The sequence below is a fragment of the Kribbella sp. NPDC020701 genome, from assembly GCF_055562215.1.
Genome location: NZ_JBVHFT010000028.1, coordinates 18,382 through 42,874, shown reverse-complemented (window position 1 = coordinate 42,874; position 24,493 = coordinate 18,382). Strand labels below are relative to the sequence as shown.

Annotated in this window: 25 protein-coding genes and 1 pseudogene; 6 read left to right on the top strand and 20 right to left on the bottom strand. The window is 68.3% G+C overall.

The features are described 5' to 3' along the window. Positions 1–25: 25 nt before the first annotated feature. From ACZ3HV_RS41145 to ACZ3HV_RS41130, 4 genes are all read right to left on the bottom strand, one after another. Positions 26–1,573, bottom strand: coding sequence for a gamma-glutamyltransferase (locus tag ACZ3HV_RS41145; RefSeq protein ID WP_465692976.1), 1,548 nt, complete (start codon positions 1,571–1,573; stop codon positions 26–28). 45 nt (positions 1,574–1,618) lie between these two features. Then, entirely contained in the window at positions 1,619–4,180 is a 2,562-nt protein-coding gene (gene pheT, locus ACZ3HV_RS41140; protein WP_465692975.1) for a phenylalanine--tRNA ligase subunit beta, read from the bottom strand. Continuing rightward, positions 4,180–5,289: a phenylalanine--tRNA ligase subunit alpha gene (gene pheS, locus ACZ3HV_RS41135; protein WP_465692973.1), complete on the bottom strand. Its 1,110-nt coding sequence runs from the start codon at positions 5,287–5,289 to the stop codon at positions 4,180–4,182. The genes pheT and pheS overlap by 1 nt, the downstream gene beginning before the upstream one ends. A 98-nt stretch (positions 5,290–5,387) precedes the next feature. Further along, positions 5,388–6,923 (bottom strand): MFS transporter, encoded by a 1,536-nt coding sequence (locus ACZ3HV_RS41130; RefSeq protein WP_465692971.1) that lies wholly within the window; start codon positions 6,921–6,923, stop codon positions 5,388–5,390. Positions 6,924–6,980: 57 nt separating this feature from the next. On the opposite strand from ACZ3HV_RS41130, the gene ACZ3HV_RS41125 reads away from it, so the two are divergent. Next, complete coding sequence (locus tag ACZ3HV_RS41125; RefSeq protein WP_465692969.1) at positions 6,981–7,682, top strand: TetR/AcrR family transcriptional regulator C-terminal domain-containing protein; 702 nt, start codon at positions 6,981–6,983, stop codon at positions 7,680–7,682. Here ACZ3HV_RS41125 and ACZ3HV_RS41120 read toward each other — a convergent pair. The 6 genes from ACZ3HV_RS41120 to infC form a co-directional block, all read right to left on the bottom strand. Further along, positions 7,672–8,379: a hypothetical protein gene (locus tag ACZ3HV_RS41120; protein ID WP_465692967.1), complete on the bottom strand. Its 708-nt coding sequence runs from the start codon at positions 8,377–8,379 to the stop codon at positions 7,672–7,674. The two genes, ACZ3HV_RS41125 and ACZ3HV_RS41120, sit on opposite strands and share 11 nt — an antisense overlap. 167 nt (positions 8,380–8,546) lie before the next feature. Beyond that, the gene (locus ACZ3HV_RS41115) at positions 8,547–9,461 is read right to left on the bottom strand and encodes a CehA/McbA family metallohydrolase (RefSeq protein WP_465692965.1); all 915 of its coding nucleotides are present in this window, start codon (positions 9,459–9,461) and stop codon (positions 8,547–8,549) included. Further along, complete coding sequence (locus ACZ3HV_RS41110) at positions 9,458–10,264, bottom strand: TrmH family RNA methyltransferase (RefSeq protein WP_465692963.1); 807 nt, start codon at positions 10,262–10,264, stop codon at positions 9,458–9,460. The genes ACZ3HV_RS41115 and ACZ3HV_RS41110 overlap by 4 nt, the downstream gene beginning before the upstream one ends. A 21-nt stretch (positions 10,265–10,285) precedes the next feature. Beyond that, entirely contained in the window at positions 10,286–10,678 is a 393-nt protein-coding gene (gene rplT / locus ACZ3HV_RS41105) for a 50S ribosomal protein L20 (protein ID WP_465692961.1), read from the bottom strand. A 100-nt stretch (positions 10,679–10,778) separates the two neighbouring features. Next, the gene (rpmI, locus tag ACZ3HV_RS41100) at positions 10,779–10,973 is read right to left on the bottom strand and encodes a 50S ribosomal protein L35 (protein WP_360365505.1); all 195 of its coding nucleotides are present in this window, start codon (positions 10,971–10,973) and stop codon (positions 10,779–10,781) included. Positions 10,974–11,045: 72 nt separating this feature from the next. Next, positions 11,046–11,780: a translation initiation factor IF-3 gene (infC, locus tag ACZ3HV_RS41095; protein ID WP_465692959.1), complete on the bottom strand. Its 735-nt coding sequence runs from the start codon at positions 11,778–11,780 to the stop codon at positions 11,046–11,048. A gap of 276 nt (positions 11,781–12,056) precedes the next feature. Here infC and ACZ3HV_RS41090 point away from each other — a divergent pair, with 276 nt between their 5' ends. Next, positions 12,057–12,500 carry a DUF1844 domain-containing protein gene (locus ACZ3HV_RS41090; RefSeq protein WP_465692958.1) on the top strand — a complete coding sequence of 148 codons (444 nt, stop codon included), beginning with the start codon at positions 12,057–12,059 and terminating at the stop codon, positions 12,498–12,500. 80 nt (positions 12,501–12,580) lie between these two features. On the opposite strand, the gene ACZ3HV_RS41085 is transcribed toward ACZ3HV_RS41090, so the two are convergent. The 3 genes and pseudogenes from ACZ3HV_RS41085 to ACZ3HV_RS41075 form a co-directional block, all read right to left on the bottom strand. Next, positions 12,581–13,501 (bottom strand): nucleotidyl transferase AbiEii/AbiGii toxin family protein, encoded by a 921-nt coding sequence (locus ACZ3HV_RS41085; protein WP_465692956.1) that lies wholly within the window; start codon positions 13,499–13,501, stop codon positions 12,581–12,583. Next, positions 13,498–14,037 carry a hypothetical protein gene (locus tag ACZ3HV_RS41080; protein WP_465693007.1) on the bottom strand — a complete coding sequence of 180 codons (540 nt, stop codon included), beginning with the start codon at positions 14,035–14,037 and terminating at the stop codon, positions 13,498–13,500. The genes ACZ3HV_RS41085 and ACZ3HV_RS41080 overlap by 4 nt, the downstream gene beginning before the upstream one ends. A 168-nt stretch (positions 14,038–14,205) precedes the next feature. After that, a pseudogene (locus tag ACZ3HV_RS41075) lies at positions 14,206–14,340 on the bottom strand (type IV toxin-antitoxin system AbiEi family antitoxin domain-containing protein); the annotation flags it as partial. Positions 14,341–14,547: 207 nt separating this feature from the next. Here ACZ3HV_RS41075 and ACZ3HV_RS41070 point away from each other — a divergent pair. Then, complete coding sequence (locus ACZ3HV_RS41070; protein ID WP_465692954.1) at positions 14,548–14,922, top strand: VOC family protein; 375 nt, start codon at positions 14,548–14,550, stop codon at positions 14,920–14,922. 14 nt (positions 14,923–14,936) lie between these two features. Here ACZ3HV_RS41070 and ACZ3HV_RS41065 read toward each other — a convergent pair whose 3' ends face one another. The 5 genes from ACZ3HV_RS41065 to ACZ3HV_RS41045 form a co-directional block, all read right to left on the bottom strand. After that, positions 14,937–16,034: an FAD-dependent oxidoreductase gene (locus ACZ3HV_RS41065; protein ID WP_465692952.1), complete on the bottom strand. Its 1,098-nt coding sequence runs from the start codon at positions 16,032–16,034 to the stop codon at positions 14,937–14,939. A gap of 2 nt (positions 16,035–16,036) precedes the next feature. Continuing rightward, positions 16,037–16,711, bottom strand: coding sequence for a TetR/AcrR family transcriptional regulator (locus ACZ3HV_RS41060; protein ID WP_465692950.1), 675 nt, complete (start codon positions 16,709–16,711; stop codon positions 16,037–16,039). A 227-nt stretch (positions 16,712–16,938) separates the two neighbouring features. Further along, on the bottom strand, positions 16,939–17,862 hold the full coding sequence (locus ACZ3HV_RS41055; protein WP_465692949.1) for a carbohydrate ABC transporter permease: 924 nt from the start codon (positions 17,860–17,862) through the stop codon (positions 16,939–16,941). Next, positions 17,859–18,737 (bottom strand): carbohydrate ABC transporter permease, encoded by an 879-nt coding sequence (locus ACZ3HV_RS41050; RefSeq protein ID WP_360365483.1) that lies wholly within the window; start codon positions 18,735–18,737, stop codon positions 17,859–17,861. The genes ACZ3HV_RS41055 and ACZ3HV_RS41050 overlap by 4 nt, the downstream gene beginning before the upstream one ends. Beyond that, positions 18,737–20,032 carry an ABC transporter substrate-binding protein gene (locus ACZ3HV_RS41045; RefSeq protein WP_465692947.1) on the bottom strand — a complete coding sequence of 432 codons (1,296 nt, stop codon included), beginning with the start codon at positions 20,030–20,032 and terminating at the stop codon, positions 18,737–18,739. Before ACZ3HV_RS41045 ends, ACZ3HV_RS41050 begins: the two co-directional genes overlap by 1 nt. 93 nt (positions 20,033–20,125) lie before the next feature. Between ACZ3HV_RS41045 and ACZ3HV_RS41040 the strand changes: the two genes are divergently transcribed. Next, the gene (locus tag ACZ3HV_RS41040) at positions 20,126–21,142 is read left to right on the top strand and encodes a LacI family DNA-binding transcriptional regulator (protein WP_360365479.1); all 1,017 of its coding nucleotides are present in this window, start codon (positions 20,126–20,128) and stop codon (positions 21,140–21,142) included. 71 nt (positions 21,143–21,213) lie between these two features. After that, positions 21,214–22,380, top strand: coding sequence for a glycoside hydrolase 5 family protein (locus tag ACZ3HV_RS41035; RefSeq protein ID WP_465692946.1), 1,167 nt, complete (start codon positions 21,214–21,216; stop codon positions 22,378–22,380). Here the strand turns inward: ACZ3HV_RS41035 and ACZ3HV_RS41030 are convergent. Further along, positions 22,377–23,078 (bottom strand): TetR/AcrR family transcriptional regulator, encoded by a 702-nt coding sequence (locus ACZ3HV_RS41030; RefSeq protein ID WP_465692944.1) that lies wholly within the window; start codon positions 23,076–23,078, stop codon positions 22,377–22,379. The two genes, ACZ3HV_RS41035 and ACZ3HV_RS41030, sit on opposite strands and share 4 nt — an antisense overlap. Before the next feature lie 140 nt (positions 23,079–23,218). Between ACZ3HV_RS41030 and ACZ3HV_RS41025 the strand changes: the two genes are divergently transcribed. Beyond that, positions 23,219–23,644, top strand: coding sequence for a DUF1707 domain-containing protein (locus ACZ3HV_RS41025; protein WP_465692942.1), 426 nt, complete (start codon positions 23,219–23,221; stop codon positions 23,642–23,644). Between the two features lie 95 nt (positions 23,645–23,739). Here ACZ3HV_RS41025 and ACZ3HV_RS41020 read toward each other — a convergent pair whose 3' ends face one another. Next, positions 23,740–24,243: an SseB family protein gene (locus tag ACZ3HV_RS41020; RefSeq protein ID WP_465692941.1), complete on the bottom strand. Its 504-nt coding sequence runs from the start codon at positions 24,241–24,243 to the stop codon at positions 23,740–23,742. Positions 24,244–24,493: the final 250 nt, after the last annotated feature.

Below are 24,493 nucleotides of genomic sequence, written 5' to 3'. Positions count from 1 at the left end.
CGGTTCAGTGGACTGAGGGTTGACCTTACTGGTCCGGCGAGATGGCAACCGCTCCGGTGCGACGCGGGTCGCCGACCGCGAGCAAGCCGTCGGCCGGGTCCCAGTAGGCGGCCGCGACACCGCCGAAGTACATCGAGTGCGGCGGCATCGGCCGAGTCGGCAGCGAGGTCGAGCCGGACACCGGCAGGTCGTCCTCGTAGTCGACGACCACGTCCTCGCGCACGCGGACGTGCAGCCGCGGATGCTCGACGGCTTCGCGCAGCGGCAACCCCCCGTGCGTGTAGAGCGCGTAGACCTGGGCGAGCGCGGTAGGGATCCGGTCCGAACCCGGTGAGCTGATCGCGAGGACGGCGCCGTCACTCTCGCGGCGCGCGACGCTCGGCGCCATATTCGAGGTGAGCCGCGTGCCGGGCGCCAGGCTGTGCGGGCCGCCGTGCAGCAGCTCCTGCTCGCCGAGGGCGTTGTTGAGCCAGATCCCGGTGCCTGGCGTCAGTACGCCCGAGCCATAGCCGGACGACACCGTGATCGCGCAGGCATCGCCCTCGTCGTCGACCACCGAGACAGTCGCGGTACTCGGTGAGGTCAGCGCCCGCAGATCGCCGGCCGCGGCGAGGTCCAGCAGCTTCCTGGCTTCCAGCTGCCGCTGATCCTCCTCGTCCAGCTCGGCCAGCCGCTGTCCGAGTACGGCGTGCTGCACCTCGACGAGCCGCTCGATCTCGGACTGCCGCCAGCTACCGTCCGCCGGCACGCCGTCGAGCAACGCCAGCATCGCCGCGACCGCGACGCCACCGACGGCCGGCGGCGGGTTGGTCGCCAGTCGCCAGCCGTTCTGCCGGACCATCAGTGCCGGTCGTACGACGGCCTCGTACGCGGCCAGGTCTTGCGCGGTGAGGATGCCGTCGTTCTGGGCCATGTCATGGATCAGGAGCTGGGCGAGCTCGCCGGTGTACAGGGTCTCGGCGCCATCGCGGGCGATCAGCTCGAGCGCCTCGGCCAGCTCGGGGATCACGACCCTGGTGCCGGCCTTGATCACCGCACCGTCGTCGGAGTGCACGACGCCGTGGCTCGGCTGGTGCCAGCCGAAGATGATCTCGTGGGTGAAGCCGAGGTAGTAGCCCGAGGTCCGGCTCAGCGGGAAGCCGTTGCTGGCGACATCGATCGCGGGCTGGACGACCTCGCGCCAGGGCGCCTTCCCGGACCGTTGGTGGGCCAGGTCGAGCGCTTTCATCCCGCCGGGCGTCGCCACCGACCCGTGGCCGACGGTGGTCGTCGTACCGCCGCCGTAGTCGGTGGTGACGTCCCAGACGCCCTGGCCGAACCGCTCGGTGGGCAGGCCGCGGCCGGGCATCTCCACCCAGCCGTCGATGGTGACCGCGTCACCGCCGGCCACCTGCAGGGTGACGAAACCGCCTGAGGCCGGCGAGACCACGCCGATCTCGTTCACCATCGTCACCAGCGTGGCCGCGATCGCCGCGTCCACCGCGTTCCCACCTTCGGCCGCGACCCGCACACCCGCATCCGCCGCGGCCTTGTTCGGCGCAGCAACCGCCACCCGCGGGTGACCGGCGCTCATCGCACTGCCCGCCGCAAGCGCGCCGCCGCGCCTGTGCTCATGGGACTAGCCGACCCGCTGGACGGCGCCGAAGCGATCGACGGCCACCTGGACCGCGGCCTGCCGCACATCGGCGACCTCGTTCTCCTTCAGCGTGCGATCCGGTGCACGGAACCGGAGCGCGAACGCGAGCGACTTCTTTCCCTCGCCGATCTGCTCGCCGGTGTACAGGTCGAAGAGCCGGATCGACTCCAGCAGCCCGCCCGCACCCTCGACCAGCGCCGCCTGCACGTCCGCCGCCGCCACGTCGGCCGGGACGATCAGCGCCACGTCCTCCTTGGCCACCGGGTACGACGAGAAGGGCTCGGCCGTGATCGACTCCGGACCGGCGGCGATCAGCGCATCGAGATCGAGCTCGACCGCACTCGACCGCGCGGGCAGACCGAATGCCTGGCAGACCTTCGGATGCAGCTCGCCGGCCTGACCGACCACCTTGCCGTCGACGGAGAACTCCGCACACCGGCCCGGGTGCCACGGCGCCAGCTCCACGTTCTTCACGACCGGCTCGACGCCGACCGACGCGGCGATCATCCGGGCGAGCTGGACCGCATCGGACCAGCCGGCCGGACGGCCCTTGCCCCACCAACCGGTCGGGGTCGCCGACCCGGTCAGCACCACACCGACGTGGAGCGGCTGCTCGGGCAGGGCGTCGTACAGGGACTGGACCTCGGCGTCACTCGGGCGCTGCGCGACCGACAGCAGCGGCGCGGGCTTCGGGTCCGGCTTCGGGTGGAAGACCAGGCCGGTCTGGAAGATCGCCAGGTCGGCGGCGCCGCGGCCGACGTTGCGCTCGGCGGTCCGGAGCAGGGTCGCGAGCAACGTGGTCTGCATCGACGGCTCTTCGTCGGACAACGGGTTGACCAGCTTGACCGTCGTACGGCGGGAGTCGTCGGCGGGCAGCCCCATCGCGTCGAAGTCGGCCTCGCCGGTGAACGGGTACGACACGACCTCGGTCAGGCCGGCCCCGACCAGCGCGGTCGCGATCCGGCGGCGGCGACGCTGCGACACCGTCAGGCCCTGACCACCCGGAGCAGGCGGCAGGATCGACGGAACGTTGTCGAACCCGAACAGCCGAATAGCCTCCTCGGCAAAGTCGTTGGGATCCCGCAGATCCGGCCGCCACGATGGCGGAGTCACAGTCAGCAGATCGTCGCCGGCGAGTGTCGAAGTCTCTCCGGCAACAACCAGAGCCGGAGCATGCGCACCCGCCGCCAGCGGCGCCGCGCTCGCATCCGACGCGGCCGGCTCAACCTTGCAACCAACCGATTCGAGGTGGCGGATCGTCTCCTCGATCGAGATCGGTGCACCGGCGACGCGGGCTGCGTGGTCGGCCCGGATGGTGACCGGCTCGGGAAGGGCATGGGTGTCGACGACGGTCTCGTCCGGCTGGATGGTGCCGCCGGCCAGGTCGGCGAGCAGGTCGGCGACGCGCTGGGCGGCGTACCGCGGCAGCAGCGGGTCGACCTCGCGCTCGAACCGCCGGGACGCCTCCGACGACAGCTTGTGCCGTCGCGACGCACGGGCGATCACGATCGGATCGAAGTGCGCGGCCTCGATCACCACGTCGGTGGTCGCGTCGGAGATCTCGGTGGACGCACCACCCATGACTCCCGCGACACCGATCGGGCCGGAGTCGTCGGTGATCAGCAGGTCCTCGGTGTCCAGCTCGCGGGTCTGGTCGTCCAGCGTCATCAGCTTCTCGCCGGCGGTCGCCCGCCGTACGACGATCTCGCCGCTCAGCCGGTCCTTGTCATACCCGTGGATCGGCTGGCCGAGCTCGAGCATCACGTAGTTCGTCACGTCGACGCCGATCGAGATCGGCCGCATCCCGGCCGCGAGCAGCCGCTTCTGCATCCACCGCGGCGACAGCGCCTTCGCGTCGATGCCGGTCACCGTGCGGGTGACGAAGACGCTGCATCCCTCGGCATCGTCGACGCGCACCGGGTAGCCCCCGTCGCCCGAGCCGGTCAGCGTCAGGCCGGCCGGGTCCTTCAGCGGAACGCCGTACGCCGTGGCTGCCTCGCGCGCCACGCCACGGATGGACAGGCAGTATCCCCGGTCCGGCGTGACCGCGATGTCGAGGACGTCGTCACGCAACGAGAGCAGCTCGATCGCGTCGTCACCCGGCGTGGCCTCACCCGGCTCCAGTACGACGATGCCGTGCGTACCGTCGTCGCCGAGGCCGAGCTCCGTGCTGGAGCAGATCATGCCGTTGGAGACGTGGCCGTAGGTCTTGCGCGCCGAGATCGCGAACCCGCCCGGGAGCACCGCGCCGGGCAGCACGACGACCACGAGGTCGCCGACCGCGAAGTTGTTCGCACCGCAGACAACCCACTGCGGCTCGTCCTTGCCGATGTCGAGCGAGCACCAGCGAATGGTCTTGCCGTTCTTCTGCGGCTCGTCCTCGAACGTGAGCACCTTGCCGACCACGAGCGGGCCGGTCAGGTCCGACTCCTCGACGGTCTCGACCTCGAGGCCGGCCCGGATCAGCTTCTCCGCGACACCACGGCCGGTCACTTCGGCCGGCAGGTCGACGTACTCACGAAGCCATGACAGTGGGACCCGCATCAGATCTCCATCCCGAACTGGCGGCTGAACCGCACGTCACCCTCGACCATGTCCCGCATGTCCTCGACGCCGTTACGGAACATCAGCGTCCGCTCCAGCCCCATCCCGAAGGCGAAGCCGGAATACCGGTCGGTATCGATGCCGCAGGCCTGCAGGACGCGCGGGTTCACCACGCCGCAGCCGCCCCACTCGATCCAGCCCTCGCTGCCACAGGTGCGGCACGGGCGGTCCGGGTTGCCGATGGACGCGCCGCGGCAGACGAAGCACTTCAGGTCCACCTCGGCCGACGGCTCGGTGAAGGGGAAGAAGTTCGGCCGCAGCCGGGCCTCCAGGCCCTCGCCGAACATCGAGACGACGAAGTGGTCGAGCGTGCCCTTCAGGTGCGCGAGCGTGATGCCCTCGTCCACCACCAGGCCCTCGACCTGGTGGAAGACCGGCGTGTGGGTCGCGTCCAGCTCGTCGGTGCGGAACACGCGGCCCGGGCAGATCACGTAGATCGGGGGCTTGCGGGTCAGCATCGAGCGCGCCTGCACCGGGGACGTGTGCGTGCGCAGCACCTTGCCGGAGCCCGCCGGCTCGACGAAGAAGGTGTCCTGCATCTGCCGGGCCGGGTGGTCGGGCTGGAAGTTCAGGGCGTCGAAGTTCAGCCATTCGGACTCGACCTCGGGGCCTTCGGCGACGTCCCAGCCGAGCGCGGTGAACACGTCCGCGACCTGCTCGGAGATCAGCGAGAGCGGGTGCCGCGCGCCGAGCTCGGGGGTGTGCCACGGCAGCGTCACGTCGACCCGCTCGGTGGCGAGCATCCGCTCCTCGTGCTCGGCCTCGAGAACGGCGAGGCGGCCCGAGAAGGCCTCGTTGATGGCCTTGCGGGCCGCACCGATCCGCTGTCCGGCCTCCTTGCGGCCCTGCGGGGGCAGCGCGCCGATCTCCCGGTTGGCCAGCGCGATCGGCGACTTCTCGCCGAGATGCGCGACCTTCGCCTCCTGCAGGGCGGCCAGATCGACCGCCCCGGTAAACGCCTTCAGCGCCTCGTCGCGGCTCCGCTCCACCTCTTCGGCATGCAGCGGCGTCACTTCGACCGGGTCGTAATCAGTGTTGGGACCGGACATGGCTCGCTCTCGGGTTCGGAACTTCTGCGGATTGCAGTCTAGGAACCAGAACACCGAGAGCGTGAATCGGCTGTCCACAACCTGTGGGCTTCGCCGTTTCAGTGCACCACATCATCCACCGCTGGGACAGCGTCAGCCGTCTGCTCCGCGGCCTGCCGACGGGGCAGAACTACCAACGCCACCACCGCACCGGCCAGCGCCCCGATGCACCCAACCGTCATCGAGATCGACATCGCGTCGGTGAAGGCGGTGCGGGCCGGAGCCAGGAAGTCCGGGCCGAGCGCGAGCGTGTCCGCGATCGACTTGCGGGCCGATTCGGGAACCGAGTCCGGCAGCGAGGAGGAGTACGCCGCAGCCAGCACACTGCCCAGTACGGCGACCGACAACGCGGCACCCGCTTGCTGAACGGTGTCGTTCATCGCGGATCCGACCCCGCGATGCTCGGGCGGCACGGCCTGCATGAGATGCGTGTACGCCGCCGGACCGGCCAGGCCACCGCCGACACCCATGACCAGCAGACCGATGATCAGCAAGCCGTACCCACTCGAGTCGGAGACCTGCGTCAGGATGCCGAAACTGCCGGCGATGATCGCGAGACCGATCACGATCAGCGTACGATCCGCCATCTTCTTCCCGAGGGTCGCCCCAAGAGCGTTGAACACCGTCGCGGCAACGGCGTACGGAATCAGTGCCAGGCCGGCCTTCAGCGGGGTGTACCCGAGCACGAACTGCAGGTACTGCGTCAGCGCCAGCAGCAACCCACCGGCGGTGAAGGACAAGAGGACGATCGAGAAGCTCGTACCACTGAAGTTCCGGTCCCGGAACAGCGCGAGCGGCACCATCGGATGCTCACTCCGCTTCTCCCACAGGGCGAACCCGGTCAGCCCGGCCACGCCGACGGCCAACCCACCCAGCACCTTCGCCGAGCCGAGCCCGTCGGCCGGGATCGAGATGATCGCCCAGACGATCGCAGCCATCCCGATGATCGAGAGCACCGCACCACCCGGATCGACGTTCCGCGCCGGGCCTTTCGACTCGGGGATCATGGCCAGCGTTCCGATGATCGCGAGTACGGCGATGGGCACGTTCAGCCAGAAGATCGAGCCCCACCAGAAGTGGTTCAGCAGTACGCCGCCCACCGTCGGGCCGGCGACCACGCCGACCATCGCCACCATCGACCAGCCGGCCATCGCCTTGCGCTGCTCCTCCGGTGGGAACACCGTGAACAGCAGCGACAGCGTGCTCGGCATCAGCAGCGAGCCGCCGACACCCATCAGCCCGCGGCAGGCGATCAGCTGCCACGGGTTCTGGGCCAGCGTCGCCAGCAGCGAGGCCGCACCGAAGATCACCAGTCCGAGCAGCAGCATCTTCCGCCGCCCGAACCGGTCCGACAGGCTGCCCGCGGTCAGCAGCAGCCCGGCGAACGCCAGGATGTAGGCGTCGATCACCCACTGGATGTCCGCGGGGGTCGCGTCCAGGTCCCGCATCAGGGACGGGATGGCCAGGTTGAGCACGGTGTTGTCGACGACGAGCACCATCAGGCTCAGGCACAGGATCAAGAGGATCCACCAGCGGCGCGGATGGCCGGTCGCTGATGAATCAGAAACAGGGGACTCGAACGGTGTACTAGTCACTCGCACACTGTACGACGAACTCGCACGGTGTTCTAGTGGATTAGCTAGGATGGGGTCATGGAGTCGATCTGGAGCAAGTCCCGGGCCGCTGCGCCCGCCCGCGAGACGCTGACCCGGCAGCAGATCGTCCAGACCGCGATGACCACGCTCGACGCCGAGGGTCTGGCCGGGTTGAGCATGCGGAAGCTGGCCGCCAAGCTCGATGCGGGCGCGACCAGCCTCTACTGGCACGTTCCGACCAAGGACGATCTGATCGACCTGCTGATCGACGAGATCTGGGGCGAGATCGACGTACCGGACCCGGAGCTGGCCGGCTGGCGCAGCGGGGCGATGCTGTTCGGCCACAGCCTGCGTGCCGCCGTACTCCGGCACCCCTGGCTGCCCGAGGTGATGTACACCAGGCCGAGCGTCGGACCGAAGGCGATGACGCTCGGCGCGCGCGGCCTGGTGCTGTTCGGCGCGGCCGGCTTCTCCGGCCGGGACGTCGACTTCGCGATGGGCAGCGTGATGTCCTACGTGCTCGGCACCGCGAGCTCCGAGGTCGCGACCCGCGAGATGGCCAGGAGGGCGGGCCAGTCCTTGGACCAGATGGCCGGCGAGCTGTTGCAGCAGGCTGAAGTCCTCACCGCCGACCTCCCCGACATGCAGGAGTCGGTCCGGCGACGAGCCGAGCGGGACATCAACACGACATTCAACGAGTCCTTCGTCTTCGGCCTCGACACGCTGCTCGACGGTCTCGAGGCGCGCCTCAAGAAGTGAGCCCGAACCACGGTTCCTTGCCAAGTTCGGTCACGAGCACCTCGCGGTCGCCGGGATCCGTGACCAGCTCCGTGAGCTCCTCCGCCCGGCGGCGCTCAGCTCGCGCCTGAGCTGTTGAGCCGGTCGCCGCGAGGGCACGCGCGAGGGCTTCCCGGGCGAACGGCTCGTCCCAATCGCCCATCTGATCCGGATGGTCCTGGACGAGCTGCAGACAACGCCGTGCGTGCTCCAGGCCCAGCTCGGCGCGGCCGATCCGGAGCGCGACCCGGGCGATCAGGTGTTCGCCGCGCGCGTGGTTCGCCTCGTTCCCGGCTTCGAGCCAGTGCAGGCAGGCGGCGTACGCGCCGTACAGAACGCGTTCCTGGTCGAGCAGCGGGCTGGTCTCGTCGATCTGCTCGAGCAGGTCCCAGGTCTCGTTGTTCAGTTCGACACCGAAGTACCGGTGCAGTTCGCGGCCCTCGACCAGCTCGGTGGCCACCTTCTCCATCAGCTCCGGCCAGCTGGCCAGGCCGTACTCGCGGGCGATGGTCAACTGCGCGTCCCGCAGCGTGAACGCATCTTCGCTGTAGGCGGGGTGATGGGTGCGGGCTCGCTCGATCGCGTCCGGGCGGCCCTTGGTCACGGCCTTGCGGAGGTCCTTCGCCCGTGCGCGCAGCTGGCTGAGGCTGGCTTTGGCGGGCAGCGGTGTGGTCGACATCGACGGTCCTTCCAGGGCAGCCCGCTCCGCTGAATCGGGCCGTCCCGAAGGGTTCACCGGCCGTCATGGATCTTGCTTTTCTTTTCCAGGTGCACTCGGTGCTTGCCGCGGAGAGGAGGCGCCCTGGCGCGCGCTGGACCAACGCTGACACGCGGCCCGCCGGGCCGTCAACTATGGCGCTGTGATGGCAGGTGGATCGGGTTGGTCCACGCGCGGCCGCCGGTGGCGTCCTCGACGGTGACGCGACAATGGGTGCCGTGAAACATGGTCACCGAGAGCGAGCACTCGGTCAGCTCGGTGCCCTGGGCAACCTCTGCGCCGGGAGTGCCGCCGCTCAGCAGTACCTTTGTCGCGGGCGAGCAATGGACGACGACCACGTCACCTTCGATGCGTACGTCGTACAGCTCGGGCCCGGTGCTCGAGTAGAAGTGGCCGGCCTTGAGCGCCTGCACCAGAGCGTCCGGTTCGAGTACTGCGGCGCGGACGTGGACCCACGCCTGGCACGGAGGCGGGTCCTGGGGTTGCAGGTGCGCGTCGTCCGCGGCGTACGTCGTCAGTCGGTGACCGCGGTTCAGCAGGACATCGGCGAGGTGCCAACTGTCGCCACGGTTCTCCCGGTCGGCCAGCGCGTTGTAGACCTCGACCGAGTGGGCCGCGTCCAGACTCTCGGCGTCGACCGCCGTCAGCAGCGAGGCCGAGGGGTGGGCCATCCCGACGAATGCCCCCGCCGCCCGCGCTCGCCGCGCCAGCTGCGGCCCCGTCTCCGCTTCTGTCGGCGGCTGGAAATCCAGCGGCAACCCGACCGCCACGATGTGCCACGACTGGCCCACCTCGGTCCGCGGTGCGTGCAGCTCGGCTCCCACCAGCGTGGTGAACCCGTCCGACCGCAACTCCCGCGTATCCGTCATCGGAAAGCCGTACTCCGGCCGGAAGTGATCGGTGATCGCCAGGAAGTCGTAGCCGGCCTCCCGATACACCCGGGCGGTCTCCGCAGGCGGCAACGCCCCGTCCGAGCGGTCCGAGTGCGTGTGCAGGTTCCCGCGCCAGAAGCGTCCCGGCACGTCGAACGGCAGCTCCGTCACCGGCGCTGCGCCCGGGCCGAGGCGTACAGGCAGACCGCGGCGGCGGTGGCGAGGTTGAGGGACTCGGCGCGGCCGTAGATGGGGACCTTCACCGAGTGGTCGACGATCGCGTTGATGTCGTCGGGGAGGCCGTGGGCCTCGTTGCCGAACAACCAGATGGTGGGTTTTGCGAGGGTGCCGTCGTCGATACAGGTATCCAGGTCAGTGGCGCCGTACCCATCGGCGGCAAGCACCTGCAGGCCCTGCTCGTGCCAGGTCTGTACGGCGGTGACGATGTCGACGTCCGTGGTAACCGGCACGTGGAAGATGCTGCCGACGCTGGCCCGGACCGCCTTCGGGTTGTGCGGGTCGACGGACTCCGACGAGAGTACGACGGCATCCGCACCGGCCGCGTCCGCGGTCCGGATCAGGGTGCCGACGTTCCCGGGGTCACGGACCTGGACCCCGGCCGCGACCAGTTTCGCGGTGGGTCCGAGCGCGAGCGGCACGTCGACCAGAGAGCACACGGCGACGACACCCTGGGAGGTGACCGTCTCGCTGAGCGCCTCGACGGCGGCGCGGTTGACCTCGAACCAGGGCACGCCGGCGGAAGCGGCGAGGTCGTGGAGGTCGCGGTGCCGGGTGGCGACGGCGGGTTCGGCGTACACCTCGATGACGAGTTCGCGGTGTTCGAGAGCCTCGCGGACCGCCTGGGGTCCCTCGACCAGGAAGCGGCCGGACTTGCGCCGGAACGCACGAGTGGCGAGCCGCCGGGCCTGCTTGATCCGCACGGACTGTGCGGTCAGCAGACCAGGGCTCGCCACTGTGTTGTCAGGGGGTGTTGCTCAGGCCGCGGCGTCGGACTTCGGCGCGTTCACGTCGGTCGGCAGGGCGGCCTTGGCCACCTGCACGAGCGCGGAGAACGCGGCCGGGTCGTTGACGGCCAGGTCGGCGAGGATCTTGCGGTCGACCTCGACCTCGGCCAGCCGCAGGCCCTGGATGAACCGGTTGTAGGTCAGGTCCTCGGCGCGGACCGCGGCGTTGATCCGCTGGATCCACAGCTTGCGGAAGTCGCCCTTGCGCGCCTTGCGGTCCCGGTAGGCGTAGACGAGCGAGTGAGTGACCTGCTCCTTGGCCTTGCGGTACAGCCGCGAGCGCTGGCCGCGGTAACCGCTGGCCTGCTCGAGTACGACCCGGCGCTTCTTGTGGGCGTTGACTGCCCGCTTCACGCGTGCCATGAGGTGTTACTCCTTGTATTTCTGCGCCGGAGACGGACTGCGCCCACTCGGCGGGGATGTTCGGGGGAAGGGCGGGATGAAGGCCCGGAGAAAGCGAGCCTCAGAGACCGAGGAGCTTCTTGGCCTTCTTCACATGCGTCGGCGCGACCTCGACGGTGCCGGACAGGCGGCGCTTGCGCTTGGTCGACTTCGCCTCGGCGAGGTGACGCTTGCCGGTCTGCTCGCGGCGCAGCTTGCCCGAGCCCGTGATCCGGACACGCTTCTTCATCCCCGAGTGGGTCTTCATCTTCGGCATGGCTATGTACTCCTGGTTTCTTTCGTTGACTCGATCGGGTGACGGCTCCGGCCCGACGACCGGAGCGACACATCACTCCGGATCGAGGTTGTCTGCCGGACCCTTCGGCTTCTTCGTTGCTCCGGCGGCCCGCTCAGCCTCGTGCTGCTTCAGCTGCTCGGCCCGCTCCTGCCGCTCGGCCTCCTGCTCGGCCTCGTGCTCGGCGTGCTTCTTGGCCTTCTCGGCTTCCACGTCTACGCGCGCCTCGGACTTCTTCTTGTGCGGTCCGAGCACCATGATCATGTTCCGGCCGTCCTGACGCGGCGACGACTCGACGAAGCCGAGCTCACTGACGTCTTCGGCCAGCCGCTGCAGCAGCCGGAACCCCAGCTCGGGGCGGGACTGCTCACGACCGCGGAACATGATGGTGATCTTGACCTTGTCCCCGGCACGCAGGAACCGAACGACGTGACCCTTCTTGGTCTCGTAGTCGTGCGGGTCGATCTTCGGCCGCAGCTTCATCTCTTTGATGACGGTGTTGGTCTGGTTCCGGCGGGACTCGCGCGCCTTCTGCGCGGTCTCGTACTTGTACTTGCCGAAATCCATCAGCTTGCAGACCGGCGGACGTGCCGTGGCCGCAACCTCGACCAGGTCGAGATCAGCTTCCTGTGCCAACCGAAGTGCGTCTTCGATCCGGACGATGCCTACCTGCTCACCGTTCGGTCCGACCAGTCGCACCTCGGGAACGCGGATGCGCTCGTTGACGCGCAGTTCAATGGTGATGGGTCCTCCTGGGTTGTCCTCGTACTGGTGCCACCTCGTGATCACCGAAGGCCCTTGGAAAACACAAAGGCCTTCGTGCGATCACACGAAGGCCCAATTCCCAGATCGACGACGCCCCAACCCCTCCGGGTGGTACGCCGTACGATCGCTTCGATTCTCCGGATGTCCTCCAGAATCTCTCAGCGTGACCGGGACCCGCCGACTCTTCATCGACTGGGTGGGAGGTGGCCCTCCGCTTGGACTTGAACCACTGGAGTCCCTCGAGTATTCCGCTCAGGGGTCACCAGCGGACCAGGTCGGTCGCCGTGCAAGAGTAGCAGCATGACCGACTCAGGTGCCACTTCGCAGCCGGACCGCTCCGATCAGCCGGCGGCCGCGGACGCCGACCACCCAACTGCCGTGGACGAGGGCCGCCCGGACCCGCTGTCCACAGTCTCCCGCGACATCGCCGACGTACCCAGCGTAGAGATCATCTCGACCGCGGCCCTGCACCTGATGAGCGCGGCAGCCGTCAACCTCGGCCTGGCCGAGGACCTCCCCGACCACCAAGACCTCGACGAAGCCCGCTCCCTCATCGACGCCCTGGCCGGCCTCCTCGACGCCGCCGCCCCCTCCCTCGGCCACCACCACGCCGCGCCTTTGAGAGACGGCCTCCGCTCCCTCCAACTGGCCTTCAAGGAATCCAGCTCCGTCCCGGACGAGCCAGGCCAAGGCCCCGGCGAGAAATACACCGGCGCCGTCCACCCCACCGCGGCACGCAGGTAGCCCACCCTCGCGCCCGCTCCGCGCGCTCCCACCCGCCCATGGCCGCGACAACCCCGTGGACCCCGGGCGAGCGATTGACCTCACTCCCACCGCATCGACGCTGGATTCCAAGTGCCCTCCGCCGTTCCCCCGAGGATTGGCTCCATGCATCTGGCGACGGTTTCCAGGGCGGAGTCGATCGTCCGGAGTTCAGGGGTCAGCATGGTTCCGGCCGCGGTGCGCGCGTACCCGGCTTCCCAGTGCTCGCTCGGAGCCACGAGCTTGTGTGGGAGGTTGAGCTCACGCCGCTTGGCCTCGTCGTTCAGCGCTTCCGTCGCTCGCACCGCGTCGATCGCCTCGTGGGTAACGATGATGACCAGGTCCACCAGGTCGCGGTAACGCGTCGAGGGCTGGCCCCGGTTCGGACCGTACAGCCCGTACATCGCGCAGAGCTTGTCGGCAATCTGCTCGGCGAGTGGGTAGAGAACGAACTCCGGCAGCGGGTCGCAGCCCGGTAGCTCGACCACCGGCCGCGGACGCCGACGCTCGACCGGCTCCGCGATCCGTTGATTCAGCGACAGGTCTATCGGAAACCGGCCGTACTCAGTGACGCCGAGATAGGCGGACACTTTCACCTGTGCCACAACGTGGTCCACACCTTGGCCTCCGCCGAGGCGTGGCTCCGCCTGCTCGAATCGCAGCAGATCGCCGGCTGGCGCGATTGCAGCTCGACGACGTAGATCCGCGACCGCGTCGACCAGCTGTCCTTCGGGGTCCGGGTAGAGGAGGTCGATGTCGTTACTGTGTCGTGCGTCTGGCACCCGAACCAGCAGTCCGGTGCCTCCCTTGAGGACCCAGCCCGTCTCCGCATCGGCGAACACGCGAGCGAGAAATCGCTGCAGGAGAAACTGTCGTCGGACTTCTTCCATTGTTCGGGTCCGATGCGCCTTGGCTTCAGCCTTGATGCGTGCCTCGACGCCGGCGCGGAAGGCTGCCGCGTTGCGATACGGCTGATCTCTCATCCGGCGGCTCTCCGGAGCGCCTCGAGGGTCTCGTTCAGCTGAGCAAGGTTGCGCTGCGTGCTGGGCTTGGACAGAGCCTCGAGCATCTTGCGCACGTCGGAGCTGGCCAGCTTCTCTGCGAGTTCTCGGAGGTCCGCATCCGAGAAGGCGGCCTGCGACATCGACGTCAAGAGGTCTGCAGCGTCCAGCATTGATTGAGGGATCCCGGCCTCGTCCAGAAAGCGCTCGATGAGAGCGTCGCCGTCGGCGAGTCGCGCGCCGTACTGATGGGCGAAAGGCCTGAGCGCCGTACTGAGCTCGCGAAGATCGACAGCAGAGGTCGCGATGGCGTCGCGAACGACGCCGGCCAGGTGTCCCCCATCGACATGGTCCGTGGCCAGATCCACGATAGTTGTCAGCACAGTTGTCGTCGGGAGGCCGTCGACGATTCGCCAGGAGTTCGGATCGATCCCGCCACTCCTGCGCCGGATCTGCACGTCAGCCCGCCGCGTTTGCTTGCGCCCCTGAACGATGAACTGATGTCTGTCCGCGCTCATGTCGCCTAGACGGTGCACGCGAGCAGCTGAGCTATGCGAGACGACAGCGTCGATCGGCTCGGAAACCAGCCGCTCCGCCGCGAGACGCCCGGGGTCGAGCGCCAGCCAAGCGGCCCGCAGTTCGTCACGGGGGTCGTATGAGCTCCCTACGACCTTGTAGACGCCATGGCTCAAACGAGTCAGCGCACCCTCATTCGCCCAGCGAGCCATCGTCTGTGTAGACGCCCCCGCGCCGCCAGCCTGGGCCGTCGTCACAAGACCCCACTGCTCGCTCGCAAGGTCAGCCAGATCCAGGAGAGACACCTCGAACCTCCTTCTCAATACTGCAAAAGTATACACCTGCGCCTACTTTTGCAGTACATGGGGCGCCGAAGGTGCGTGGAACCGCGAGCACACCGACCGGCAGGGAGTTGGTGAGGTCGTTTGCGGCGTCAAAGGTGCAGCGCAATATCTCGTGGACGGGTTCAGGGGGTTCTGTGACGCTGCCTGCACGGGTCCGGGTGAATCGAGGTGGATGTGCGTAGTGCGGTTTTGAATGTGACGTTTGATTGTGGGGATGCTCCGGGGCTGGCGCGGTTTTGGAGTGGGGTTACGCGGTGGCCGGCGTCGCTGGTGGAGATGCCGGGCAATCCGTTTTGGCTTGTTGCGCACGATGAGGACGAAGGCGTTCGTCTGGTGTTCGTTGAGGTGTCCGAGGCGAAGGCTTCGAAGAATCGGGTTCACCTTGATCTCACGCCTGCGGAGGGGTCGCAGGAGGAGGAAGTTGCCAGGCTGGTGGGGTTGGGGGCGCGGATCCTTGACGACCGGCGGGCGTCGACTCCTGGCGGCTGGGTCGTGATGGCGGATCCGGAAGGCAACGAGTTCTGCCTCGAGCAGGGCGAGTGACCTCGGGCCAACTATTAGGCGTGGCTGGTGAAGAACTCGAGGAGGCCTGCGGGGGCGTCGGGGGCGAAGCAGAGGTCGAGGTTGGCGGCGGATTCGGCGGCCGATTGTTCGGAGCGGGGGAAGAGGGCTGCTTCGTAGGTGGTCAGGGCCGCTTCGGTGTCGCCGGGATGGGCTAGGAGGGCTGCTGCCAGTTCGGCTCCGTCTTGCATGGCCAGGTTGGCACCCTCGCCGGCGAAGGGGGACATGAGGTGGGCGGCGTCGCCTAGGAGGGTGATGCCGGGGACCCGTTTCCACTGGTGGCCGATCGGCAAGGAGTGGATCGCGCGTGGGAACGGCTCGGTGTCCGCGTCGTGGATGAGGCGGAGGAAGCGGGGATCCCAGTCCTTGAACTCGGCCAGGAGGGTGTCCCTGGTGACGTCGCCGGCGGACCAGGCCGCGTCTGTCTGCAGAGCGGCGTACACGTGGAGGCGGTCGGGTTCGCGGTGGGCGAGGAAGCCGCGGCCGTTGCCGAGGGCGAACATGAGGCCGCCACCGATCAGTTCGGCGCTGTCGGTGTGCCGGAGGTCGGGGTCGAGGAGGTCCAGTTCCGCGAAGGACAGGCCCGCGTACGTCGGTGTTGCGTCGGAGACGAGTGGTCGGACCTTGGACCAGGCGCCGTCGGCACCGATCACCAGCTCGGCGGTGAACGAAGTGCCGTCAGCCAACCGCACGTCCCAGGCCGGACCGTCCGCGATCTCGGCGACCTTCGAGTTCCAGCGGATCATGCCGTTCGGGAGGCTGTCGATCAGGAGGTCGCGCAGGTCGCGGCGGTGCACCTCGGGCCGGCCGCCGTCTTCGCGCTCGTCCGAGTGGTGCAGTACGGCGTACCGGTCGTAGATCTTCATCGCTTCGCCGCCGGGCAGGACGATGCTCAGGAAGTCGTCGTACAGGCCGGCCGCTCGCAGCGCTGCCTGGCCGGAGTCCTCGTGGATGTCGAGCATGCCGCCCTGGGTGCGGGCCGTCGGTGATGCGTCCAGCTCATAGACAGCGGCGTCGATGCCGTTGACGTGCAGTACTCGCGCCAGCGTCAAGCCACCCAGGCCGGCGCCGATGATTGCAATCTCGTGGTGCATGGTCAGTTCCCTCCCGTCCGTGGAGTGGCGAGCACTCCGTTGATCAGAACGCGGATACCCCACGACGCCCGGGCCTGTCCCGGGCCACTCAGCAGGTCCTCCCCCAGCGCGGCGATCCGCGGGTGCGTCTCCGGCTGGACCGCGCGCAAGGCAGCGCCCACCGCATCCCATTGCTCCGGGTCATCGCCGCCCGCATGCTCAGCAGCCGTCGCCGTCGCCACTTGGAGCAGCAAGTCGAGGCCCCAAGCTGCCTGTCCCGGCGGTACGCCTCCCTCGTCGAGCAGAGCCAGCAACCCCTCCACCAACCTGAGGTAGTTCTCCCCGGATGGCCGCGCGGTGACCGCTGACTGAGCGAGAGTCGGGTACTCGAACAGGACCCGCGTGTACGACGTCAGCACCGCCTCGAGCCGGTCACGCCAATCACCAGGTGCGTCGACCGGCGACAAGTCCACCGCGCCGAGCAGATCGTCGAGTACGGCGGCGTGCAACTGGGCCGTGTTCCGGAAGTACACGTAGAGCGAGGCCGGCCCGGTGTCGAGCTCCGTCGCCAACCGCCGCATCGTCACGCGCCCCAGCCCCTCGGCCCGCATCACCTCAACCGCCGCCGCCACGATCCCGCCCCGCGTCAACGCAGCCTTGGCCGGCCGCTCCCGCCGGCTCCTGGGTTCATCCGTCATGCCGTCGACAATAACGAACATGTTCGTTACGAACAAGTTCGTCCTCACGCGACGTGCATCACCCACCGGCAACCGCCGGGCTTCACGGGGCGCCAAGCCGGGAGCTTGAACAACAACCGGTGGGCCTGAACAGGCAATAACCTGTCCAAGCCCACCGCACCCAGTCCAAGCCCCCAACGACTGGCCGAGGCGACCACTTCGCCCCGGGAGCACGCGTGGGGCCTGGGTCAGCCCTTGACGGCGCCCTCCTCGACGCCTTTGAAGAAGAAGCGTTGGAGGGTGGCGAAGACGATGACGATGGGGATGAAGGCGATCATGGTGCCGGCGGCGATGAGGCGGGGGTTGTTGCTGAAGGTGCCGGACAGGTACTGCAGGCCGACGGTCAGCGTGTACTTGTCCGGATCGGTGAGCACGATCAGCGGCCAGAGGAAGTCGTCCCACGCACCGATGAACGCGAAGATCGCGACCACGCTGATCGTCCCCCGCACCGACGGCAGGCCGATGTAGAGGAAACGCTGCCACGCGTTCGCGCCGTCGACGATCGCGGCCTGGTCGACCTCGATCGGCAGCGACCGGAACGCGTTGTACATCAGCAGCACGTTGAGCGCGCCGATCATGCCGGGCAACGCGACACCGAACAACGTGTTCGCCAGCCCGAACTCCCGCACCGTCACGTACTGCGAGATGATCGTGACCTCACCCGGCAGCACGAGCGTCGCCAGGAACAACCCGAGCACCAGCCGCCGGAAGCGGAACTGCAACCGGGACAACGCGAACCCGGCCAGCGACGCGCCGATGACGTTGCCGCCGACAACCAGTACGGCGACCACCAGTGAGTTCCGCGCGTAATCCCAGACCGGGATCGTGTCGGTCACGGCCTTGTAGTGATCGAACGTCGGCTGGGCCGGCAGCAACCGCGGGATCCGGGTGTAGATGTCCTCCCCGGATCCCTTCAGCGACGTGGACAACTGCCACAGGAACGGCCCGATCGTGATCAGCAGCACGAACACCAGCAGCAGGTAGCGGACCACCTTCTCGCGCGGCGAGACCGTGTTGAACCCGAACGAACCACTCCGGCGCTTGCGGCCCCCCGGCGTACCAGGATCCGCAGCGACAACAGCCGGCCGGGCCGGATCGGTGACAACACTCATGCTTCGGCTCCTCGACGGTTCAGGCGGGCCAGCACCAGCATCGGTACGACGGTGACGAAGAACAGCACGATCGACAACGCCGACGCGTACCCGAGGTTGCCCTCGAAGCCCTGGCTGTACTGCTGGATCAGCATCACCACCGAGTTGTCCCGCCCGCCCGGACCGCCCTTGCCGCCGCTGAGGATGAACAGCTCGGAGAACACCCGCAGCGCCGACACCGAGATCAGGATCGAGATCAGGATCATCGTCCCGCGGACGCCCGGGATCGTGATGTGCACGAACCGCCGGAACGGTCCGGCACCGTCGACCGCGGCCGCCTCGTGCAGCTCACGCCCGACGTTCCCGAGCGCGGCCAGGTAGATGATCATGTAGTACCCCAGCCCCTTCCAGACCGTCAGACTGATTGCGCTGAGCAACAACAGCCACTGGTCGGACAGGAACGGCAGCGGACCGGAGATGACCCCGAGCTTCTCGGCCAGGCCGTTGACCAGACCGCGGTCGTCCAGGATCCACTGCCAGATCAGCGCCACCACCACCGCCGAGGCCACCACCGGGGTGTAGAAGGCGGTCCGGAAGAACGTGATCCCGGGCAGCTTCTTCTCCACCAGTACGGCGAGCAGCAGCGGCAGGACGGTCAGGAACGGCAGGCAGACCACCATGTAGATGACGCTGTTCAGCAGCGCCCAGCGCAACTGCTCGTCGTGCAGGAGGGTCTCGAAGTTCTTCAGCCCGACGAAGGTGCCGCCGCCGATCGGCCTGGCGTTGGTGAACGACAGGATGACGGTGTTGATCGACGGCCAGAGGTTGAACACCAGCAACCACGTGAGTGCCGGCACGACCAGCACCCACGGGGTGAACCACCGCTGATAACGCATTACTGAGTGAGGAGCTGGTTGGCCTTCGCCACCGCCGCGTCGAGGGCCGCCTGGGACGAGAGCTTGCCCGAGATCGCGAGCGAGATCTGCTGCCCGATGAAGTCGTTGGTGGCGCCACTGATCACCGGCGGCTGCAGCACCTTGGCCTTGGCCAGCGACTCGAACGCGAGCACCTTCGCGTCGCTCTCCGGCGTACCGTCGCTCTGGGAGAAGTACGGGTCCGAGGCCGAGGCCTTGGTGGACGGGAAGATGTTCACGATCTTGGCGAACGCGGCCTGGTTCTCCGCGTTGGTGACGAACCGGGCCAGCGCGATCGCGGCCGCCTGGTTCTTCGTCTTGGCCGAGACCGACAGGCCTTGCACGTACAGCGGCGGGGTGTCGAGCGCGGGCGACGGGACGACCTTGCCCTTCAGCGACGGGTTGTCCTTCTGGAAGTCCTGGATGGCGTTGCCGCCGCCGGTGGTCCAGGCGACCTTGCTCTGGGTGAAGAGCTTGGAGTTGCCCAGGTACTCCTGGGTCAGGATGTCGCGCGGCAGGTAGCCGGCCTTGTACGCGTCGCGGTACTTGTCCAGCAGCGCGGCGGCCTCGGGAGTGTTGAAGACGAACTTCTTGCCGTCGTCGGACAGGATCTTGACGCCGGCGTTGGTGAAGTCACCGATGCCGGGCAGCCGGCTCATCAGGTACTCCTTGCCGCCGGTCTTGTCGTGCATGACCTTGGCGGCCGCGAGCAGCTCGTCGAACGTCTTCGGCGGGTTCTTCACATCCAGCCCGGCCGCGGCGAACTTGATCGCGTTCCAGTAGTCGATGTCGGTGTTCAGGTACCAGGGGTAGCCGAAGGTGCCGTCCATGCCCTGGTACTCGTACGCCTGCACGCCGCCCTCGACGTACTCGTCCTTGATCTTGGGGTCCGCGGCGCCGACGTCGAGCAGCATGTCCTGCTTGGCCAGCGAGAGCGCGAAGTCCGGCGGCAAGTTGGTCACGTCCGGCAACTGGCCGGCCGAGGCCTGGCTCAGCACCTTCTTGTCGTAGCCGTCGCCCGGCTGGTCCAGCCAGGTGACCTTGGTGCCCGGGTACTTCGCCTCGAAGTCCTTGATCACGCCCTCGACGTACGAGGTGAACTTCGGCTTCAGCGCCCAGGTCTGGAAGCTGACCTCACCGGTCACCTGGGCGTTCGCGTCGACGGTCGGCTTGGCGCCGCCGCTACCGCCGGAGTCCTCGGAGCCAAGGCCGCAACCAGCCAGTGTGAGTGCGGCGGCGGCAAGAGCGGCCACCGGCACCAGACGACGTCTACGCATGGATTCTCCTGGAATTGATAAACCGGTATAGCTCCCGAACTATCCACATCGTAGAATCCGCTGTCAAGGGCGCGACACTCAGGAGGTACGACGATGGCGAGACCGACGATCGCGGACATCGCGAATCGGGCCGGGGTGTCCAAGGGCGCGGTGTCGTTCGCGCTGAACGGGCGGCCCGGTGTCAGCGACGCGACCCGGGAGCGGATCCTGAAGATCGCCGAGCAGATGAGCTGGCGGCCGCACAGCGCTGCCCGCGCGCTGGGTGAGGGCCGGGTCGACTCGGTCGGCATGGTGATCGCGCGGCCGGCCCGCACGCTCGGGGTCGAGCCGTTCTTCGCTCACCTGCTGTCGGGCGTGCAGTCCGGGCTGTCCGCGGAGTCGATCTCGCTGCAACTGCTGATCGTCGAGGACACTGCGACCGAGCTCGAGGTGTACCGGCGATGGGCCTCGGAGCACCGGGTCGACGGCGTGATCCTGGTCGACCTGACCGTGAAAGACCCGCGGGTCGACGAGCTGAAGGCGCTGGAGCTGCCGGCCGTCGTGATCGGCGGCCGTGGCGGAAAAGGCGCGCTCGCGTCGGTCTGGGCCGACGACCGGGACGCGATGCTCTCGATCGTGGAGTACCTGGCCGCCCTCGGCCACCGCCGGATCGCCCACGTCGCCGGTACGCCGGTCTTCCAGCACACCCAGCGCCGGATCCGGGCCGTCCGCGACGCCGCACCGAGGCTCGGGCTGCTCGATGCACCCTCGCTGACCACCGACTTCAGCGACGCGGAAGGCGCGGCGACCACGCGCAAGCTGCTCTCCCAGGCCGACCGCCCGACCGCGATCGTCTACGACAGCGACGTGATGGCGGTGGCCGGGCTCGGGGTCGCGATGGAGATGGGCGTCTCGGTCCCGGGCGACCTGTCGATCGTGGCCTTCGACGACTCGATCCTGACCCAGCTGATGCATCCGGCCCTGACCGCGCTGTCCCGGGACACCTTCGACTTCGGCCGGCAGGCGGCCGAGGTCCTCCTCGAGACGATCGCCGACCCCACCCAGGTGATCAACCGCCGCACCGCCGACCCGGTCCTGACCGTCCGCGAGTCCACCGCTCCCCCGTCCTGAGGCGGGCCGGCCAAGGCCGGAACCGGACCCTCAGTTGCTCGTCGGTCCTAAACCGTTTTAGCATCGTCCGCATGCCCTCGGATTCCGTGCTGCCCCGGTTCGGCGCGAACCACGTCCCGTCGGCCGGCTGGTTCTACAGCTGGCTCGACTACGACGGCGACGCCGTACGCCGGGACTTCGCGGACCTGGCCGGGATCGGCCTGGACCACGTCCGGGTGTTCCCGGTCTGGCCCTGGATCCAGCCGAACCGGGCGATCATCCGCGAGCGTGCGATCGAGGACCTGCTGGACACCATCGACGCGGCCGCCGAGCACGGACTGACCGTCGCGGTCGACCTGATCCAGGGGCACCTGTCCAGCTTCGACTTCCTGCCGTCCTGGGTGCTCACCTGGCACCAGGCCAGCCTGTTCGACGATTCCACGATCCGCGACGGGCTCACGGCGTACGTCGACACCGTGGCGCGAGCGGTCGCGACGCGGCCGAACGTCTTCGCGATCACGCTCGGGAACGAGGTCAACAACCTCTGGCCCGACAGCCCGACGAACTTCGAGAGCTCGACCAATTGGGCGCAGGACCTGCTCACCACGGTGAAGAAGGCGGCGCCCGACGTACTCGCCCTGCACTCGCTGTTCGACGACGCCTGGTACCAGGCGGAGCACCCCTTCCACCCCGTTGATGTCGTGGATCTGGGTGACCTGAGCACTGTCCACTCGTGGGTTTTCAACGGGGTCTCACGGGTGGACGGTCCTCTTGGGCAGGCCACGCTCAGCCATGCGGACTACCTGGTCGAGCTTGCGGCGGCGACCTCGCTGGATCCCGCGCGACCCGTGTGGTTGCAGGAGATCGGCGTACCCGGGCCGGACATCCCGGTGGAACTGCAGGCCGAGTTCACCCGGCGGACGGTCGAGACGGTGCTGCCGAATCCGGCGCTCTGGGGTGTCACCTGGTGGTCGTCGCATGACATCGACCGGCGGCTGCTGGACTTTCCGGACCGCGAGTACGACCTCGGCCTGTTCACCGTCGACCACCAGCGCAAGCCGGCCGCGCAGGCGCTGGCGGATGTGATCGCCGAGGCGCGAGCGAACGGCGTACGCGCGCAGACGGCGACCACGTTGACCGCGCCGGTCAACCTGCGCACCGAACCGCACCGCCGCCCGGAAGTTGCCCCCGGCAGCGAATTCCACCGGCAGTGGGTCGCGGCTCGCGCCGACGGCCCGGTCCGGATCGTGTTGCCTTAGGCCCCGATCAGGACCTGGATACCGTCGAGGATCCGGGTCAGGCCGAACTCCAGGTCGTCGTCGAGGCCGTCCTCGTACTCTTGGTTCGTGTAGAGGGCGGTCAGCGTCGGGTAGCCGCCTTGGATCAGCCGCGGCACCAGGAATGCGCCGACCTGCTCGGCCTGTACGGGCGTGTTGTCGCTGGCACCGAGTTGCCGGGCCAGGCTCGCGTAGTTGCGCGCGTACCCGTCCAGGAGCACCAGGCAACCAAGGTTGTCGTGCTGGCTGAGCCCGGTTTCGGCCAGCGCCTGGAGCATCGCCTCGACCCAGCGCAGCAGGTTCGGCGTGACGGGCGCGCCACGGATCGGCACATCGAGCAGCCAGGGACGCTCGGCGTACAGCTGAACCTGGGCCTTCACCCACGCGGTCGCCGCCGCCCGCCAGCCGGACGGAAGCTCCGGCGGTAGTCCGACCGCCTTGTCGTGCACGAGCACGATCAGCTCGTCCTTGGATCGGACGTACCTGTACAGCGCGTTCGTACTGACCCCGAAGTGCGCCGCGATCTTCTGCAGCGAGATCGCCTCGAACCCCTGCCGGTCGCCGAACTCGATCCCGGTCGCCACGATCCGGTCGACCGACAAGGCCGGCTTCGGCCCACGCCGCTGCACCGGCTGCACACCCCAGGCGAGCGCCAGCCCCGGCGGCAAGTTCTCGGTCATGGTCTCCATCCTCGCGTACGCCGGCCGCCCGGAAGAGGGGTGCTACCACCACCCCGGACAGGGCCCCGAACACCCTGGGGCGAAAATTGTTCAATCCCTACGCTTTTTCACAGTACCCCTCGAGAAAGCAGGTAAAGCTGATGAATACCGTCCTCGACCCGCTGCTGCTCCCCGACCAGCTTCAGCTGTCCGCCTCCGACCGGCGGTCGGCCGCGTCCAAGCTCGAAAGCGCCGTACGGCGTGGCAAGCTCACACCGCCGCAGGCACTCGACCGGTTCGAGCACCTGGACGCGGCCCGCACCCGCGGCGAGCTCCGTCAGGTCTTCGACGGAGTGGCCGACGCACTCCCGCCACGCGGTCTCACCACCGCACTGCGAGCAGTCAGCGCCGTCTGGGTGCTCACCTGTGTCGTGCAGTTCGTCATCTGGGTGATCCTCGCCGTCTTCGGCCACTTCGACTGGCCCTGGTGGCTGTGGTCGGACATCGGCCTCGGCATGGTCGTCGCGATCCTCTGGTGGACCAACGAGTCCTACCACCGCAAGACCGACGTACTGGTCTCGCAGTGAGCACGCCGGTCCAGCTCACCGACGTCCGTATCGCCGGTCGCCTCGCGATGCGCCCCAAGCCAATGGACGCCCTCAGCTCCCCGGTCGGCTGAAGCTCACCCCTCGGTTGGCTCTGGGGTGCCGATCCAGGCGTAGCCGCCGTCTTCCAGGCGAACCACCTGGAGGCCGGCGGCCAAGCGCCGTACGTCGCCGGTTTCGATCACCCCGGCCGCCGGGCCGGCGATATCCAGGACGATCGCGGCGGCGCCCTCCTGGATGGCCGCGGTCGCGACCAGCTGGGTCTGCGCCGGCATCGGCCGAGCCTCCGGACTCCAGCGCGCGAGGCTCTCGGTGCCAGTGAAGGCCAGCAACGCGTTCCGGCCGTCCTGCCCCTGCAGCAACGCGACCGCCATGTCCGACGTCTTGTCGTGCGCCAGACCGTTCTCGTCGTACTCGACCTCGCCGAGCATCGCCACCACCGGCACCAGCAGCCGCGCCTTGGTCAGCGCCGACAGCACCGCGCCGTGATCACCCTGCGCAAGCGCCCTGGCCAGCGCCGGATCAGCCGACCCGTCATCGTTGTCGAACCCGGTAAAAGCCAGTCGCCGTTCTGGTTGCACCGTTCCATTCTCTCCCCCGGACCGCCCCCACTCACCAACCACCCCGAATCGGCGCCGACGAGCCCGGTCCCGGCGACGCAGCGCGGGTGCACGTGAGGTTGGTGAGTGGGGGACGTCCGGACCGCCAGGCCATCACAATCGCCCCGGATCACCCGCGCCACGCCTGGGCGAGCCCGGTAGGACCCGGATGTGATGGCCTGGCGGTCCGGAGTCCGGTTTCAGGGTGGGCTCAGGGCTGTTCCCCTCTTGG

Coding starts and splice junctions, on each gene's coding strand:
- ACZ3HV_RS41145 (WP_465692976.1), bottom strand. CDS start 1,573: ATGAGCGCCGGTCACCCGCGGGTGGCGGTTGCTGCGCCGAACAAGGCC.
- pheT (WP_465692975.1), bottom strand. CDS start 4,180: ATGCGGGTCCCACTGTCATGGCTTCGTGAGTACGTCGACCTGCCGGCC.
- pheS (WP_465692973.1), bottom strand. CDS start 5,289: ATGTCCGGTCCCAACACTGATTACGACCCGGTCGAAGTGACGCCGCTG.
- ACZ3HV_RS41125 (WP_465692969.1), top strand. CDS start 6,981: ATGGAGTCGATCTGGAGCAAGTCCCGGGCCGCTGCGCCCGCCCGCGAG.
- ACZ3HV_RS41120 (WP_465692967.1), bottom strand. CDS start 8,379: ATGTCGACCACACCGCTGCCCGCCAAAGCCAGCCTCAGCCAGCTGCGC.
- rplT (WP_465692961.1), bottom strand. CDS start 10,678: ATGGCACGCGTGAAGCGGGCAGTCAACGCCCACAAGAAGCGCCGGGTC.
- rpmI (WP_360365505.1), bottom strand. CDS start 10,973: ATGCCGAAGATGAAGACCCACTCGGGGATGAAGAAGCGTGTCCGGATC.
- ACZ3HV_RS41090 (WP_465692958.1), top strand. CDS start 12,057: ATGACCGACTCAGGTGCCACTTCGCAGCCGGACCGCTCCGATCAGCCG.
- ACZ3HV_RS41085 (WP_465692956.1), bottom strand. CDS start 13,501: ATGAGAGATCAGCCGTATCGCAACGCGGCAGCCTTCCGCGCCGGCGTC.
- ACZ3HV_RS41080 (WP_465693007.1), bottom strand. CDS start 14,037: ATGAGCGCGGACAGACATCAGTTCATCGTTCAGGGGCGCAAGCAAACG.
- ACZ3HV_RS41065 (WP_465692952.1), bottom strand. CDS start 16,034: ATGCACCACGAGATTGCAATCATCGGCGCCGGCCTGGGTGGCTTGACG.
- ACZ3HV_RS41060 (WP_465692950.1), bottom strand. CDS start 16,711: ATGACGGATGAACCCAGGAGCCGGCGGGAGCGGCCGGCCAAGGCTGCG.
- ACZ3HV_RS41055 (WP_465692949.1), bottom strand. CDS start 17,862: ATGAGTGTTGTCACCGATCCGGCCCGGCCGGCTGTTGTCGCTGCGGAT.
- ACZ3HV_RS41050 (WP_360365483.1), bottom strand. CDS start 18,737: ATGCGTTATCAGCGGTGGTTCACCCCGTGGGTGCTGGTCGTGCCGGCA.
- ACZ3HV_RS41045 (WP_465692947.1), bottom strand. CDS start 20,032: ATGCGTAGACGTCGTCTGGTGCCGGTGGCCGCTCTTGCCGCCGCCGCA.
- ACZ3HV_RS41040 (WP_360365479.1), top strand. CDS start 20,126: ATGGCGAGACCGACGATCGCGGACATCGCGAATCGGGCCGGGGTGTCC.
- ACZ3HV_RS41035 (WP_465692946.1), top strand. CDS start 21,214: ATGCCCTCGGATTCCGTGCTGCCCCGGTTCGGCGCGAACCACGTCCCG.
- ACZ3HV_RS41030 (WP_465692944.1), bottom strand. CDS start 23,078: ATGACCGAGAACTTGCCGCCGGGGCTGGCGCTCGCCTGGGGTGTGCAG.
- ACZ3HV_RS41025 (WP_465692942.1), top strand. CDS start 23,219: ATGAATACCGTCCTCGACCCGCTGCTGCTCCCCGACCAGCTTCAGCTG.